Source organism: Candidatus Megaera venefica (assembly GCF_034554655.1).
In the GTDB taxonomy this organism is placed as follows: Bacteria; Pseudomonadota; Alphaproteobacteria; order Rickettsiales; family Rickettsiaceae; genus Megaera_A; species Megaera_A venefica.
Map to the genome: position 1 here is coordinate 1 of NZ_JARJFB010000209.1, position 2357 is coordinate 2357.

General features: G+C 35.9%; 2 protein-coding genes and 1 pseudogene. All 3 read left to right on the forward strand.

Annotated features, from left to right (window positions below; all coding sequences use genetic code 11):
• A pseudogene (locus tag Megvenef_RS08970) lies at window positions 1-303 on the forward strand (type I secretion system permease/ATPase); the annotation flags it as partial.
• A gap of 14 nt (window positions 304-317) precedes the next feature.
• Window positions 318-1889, forward strand: coding sequence for an HlyD family type I secretion periplasmic adaptor subunit (locus Megvenef_RS08975; protein WP_322777588.1), 1572 nt, complete (start codon window positions 318-320; stop codon window positions 1887-1889).
• Between the two features lie 140 nt (window positions 1890-2029).
• On the forward strand, window positions 2030-2357 hold a 328-nt coding region (locus Megvenef_RS08980; protein ID WP_322776028.1), incomplete at its 3' end, for a transposase.

The following is a 2357-nucleotide window of genomic DNA, read 5'->3' on the forward strand; positions in this document are numbered from 1 at the left end:
CAAAGACAAAGAATTGGCCTAGCGAGAGCTTTTTATGGTACCCCAAAACTAGTTGTTCTTGATGAGCCTAATGCTAACCTAGATGAAGCAGGTGAATTAGCTTTAGCCGGCGCGCTTGCTGAAGCTAGAAAAAAGAAAATAACAGTAATAGTTATTTCTCACCGTCCTTCTGTCCTTTCGGAAGTTGATAAAATTATGGTAATTCAGGATGGAGCAGTAGCAAGCTTTGGATCGAAAGAAGAAATACACGGGCGCATACAAATGCTCAAGAATGGTATGATACATATTAACGATAAAGAATAGTTACTGTAAAAAATATGTCAGATAATAATAACAAAATAACACCTGAGAAAATGCAACAACTTCAACAATTACAGCAATTGTTGATGCAGCAAAAAGCAGCTGGAGAACCTAATAAAATGGCTACTGGCCTCCCTTTTATGCAAAAACCGCCCAGTATGTGGACACCAAAGGGATTCTTTATTGCTATAATACAAGGCATGCAAAACAGCGTAAAGTTTGTTGATCAATTTATTAATCTTATTGTTAAAGAAGATGGTGGAAATGCAAATGACGTGGTCAAGAGTGCAAAATCGCCTATATTATTTGGATTATTTGTTACAGTTTTTTTCGTTATATTAGGTACTATTTGGATGGCTACAGCGCCTCTAGATAGCGCAGCTGTTGCTATTGGCACTGTTATTAGTAGCACTCAGAAAAAAGTAATCAATCATCAGGAAGGTGGTGTACTTAAGGCAGTTTTTGTAAAACTAGGTGACGTTGTAAAAAAAGGTGACAAACTGCTAGAATTAGACGATACCAAGACAAAATCTGAGTATGAAAACGTACTTAACCAATATAGAACGCTTTTAGCGAGTGAGAGCAGATTGCTAGCAGAAATTAACAACGACACAGAAATTATTTACCCAGAATTCTTACTTAAAGACAAGTCTGAAGCAGATGTTGCAAAGATCATTGAAACTCAAAATAGTCTATTTAGCTCAAGAAGTAAAATTATCTCCGCAGAAAGAGATTCTTTGAAACAAAAAAGTAAGCAATCAAAAAAACAAATCGAAGGATACGAGGCTAAGAAGGTTGCCCTTGCGAAAACGTTAGAAGTGACTTTAGATAGGTTAGACGCAACCAAAAAGCTTAATGCAAAAGGATTTGCCCAAAAAGCCGCCCTGCTCGAGCTGGAAGCCAAAGAGGCAAGTATACAAAGCGAATTAGCAATAGCAGACACAGAAATAGCTAAGGCAGAACAGGAAATAACTAAAACTGATATAGAGTTAATAAACATAGATAGCAAGTTTTCTACGCAAACATTGAATGATCTAAAAGAATCACAAGCTCAGCTTGCCGGTCATAGAGAAAGATTTTTCTACCTACAAGAAGCTCTCAATAGAGTGGTTTTAAAATCACCAGTTGATGGAGTAGTTAATAACCTAAATTTTCATACTATAGGTAGCTCTATACCTCCTGGCCAGACTATGGTAGAGATTTCTCCAATAAATGATCCTTTGGTTATCGAAGCAAAAATCGAGCCGAAAAGTATTGATTCTATAGCTGTTGGACTCGTTTCAAAAATAAAATTTAGCGCCTTTAAATCAAGAACCACTCCATCATTTACAGGTAAAGTAATTTCTCTATCACCTGATTTAGTTATGGATCATCAAAGAGCCCCTGGCGATCCACTTGCAAACGGTTATTACTTGGCACGTATCGAAATTGACATGGATAAATTTAAAGAAGTAGCTAATACAAGAAAGTTAGAACTTCATCCTGGTATGCAAGCTGAGGTTCAAATAGTAACTGGTACTAGAACTTTACTAAGGTATCTTTTGGATCCACTAATTGACGCCATGTTTAAAGGTTTTAAGGAAAAATAGGCACAGCGATTCAGTATAGTAAGTCCCTCCGTCAAAACTCTCCCCGCCTGAATTAACAAGGGGTTTCATGTCATAAACAGCTTACAAAATCCATAAGAAAATGGTATAATTACCGCATAAAGCTTACGGATTTTAAAATTATGCCTATAGAAAATATTACTTTTCTCCAAAAACAAGAAAGGTTATTTGAAGAGAAATTATCTACAAAACTAAATCCTAAAAACAAGTTATATAAACTAAGGGATTTAGTAAATTGGTCTGAACTTGAAGCCAGAGCATTGCCTAACATTGAAATCAAGCAATTTGGTAGAAATAAGAAAGATCATAGAGTAATGCTAGCACTATCAATGCTTCAAGCTATGTACAACGGTTCTGATTCGTTTACGGAGGAAGAGCTAAAGGAAAATATTTATTGGCAATATTTTTGTGGTTATGAATATTTGCAGCAAGATCTTGATGTGTCTGAAG

Excerpts from the sequence above, each read along its gene's own strand:
- Megvenef_RS08975 (WP_322777588.1), top strand. The coding sequence starts at position 318 with ATGTCAGATAATAATAACAAAATAACACCTGAGAAAATGCAACAACTT.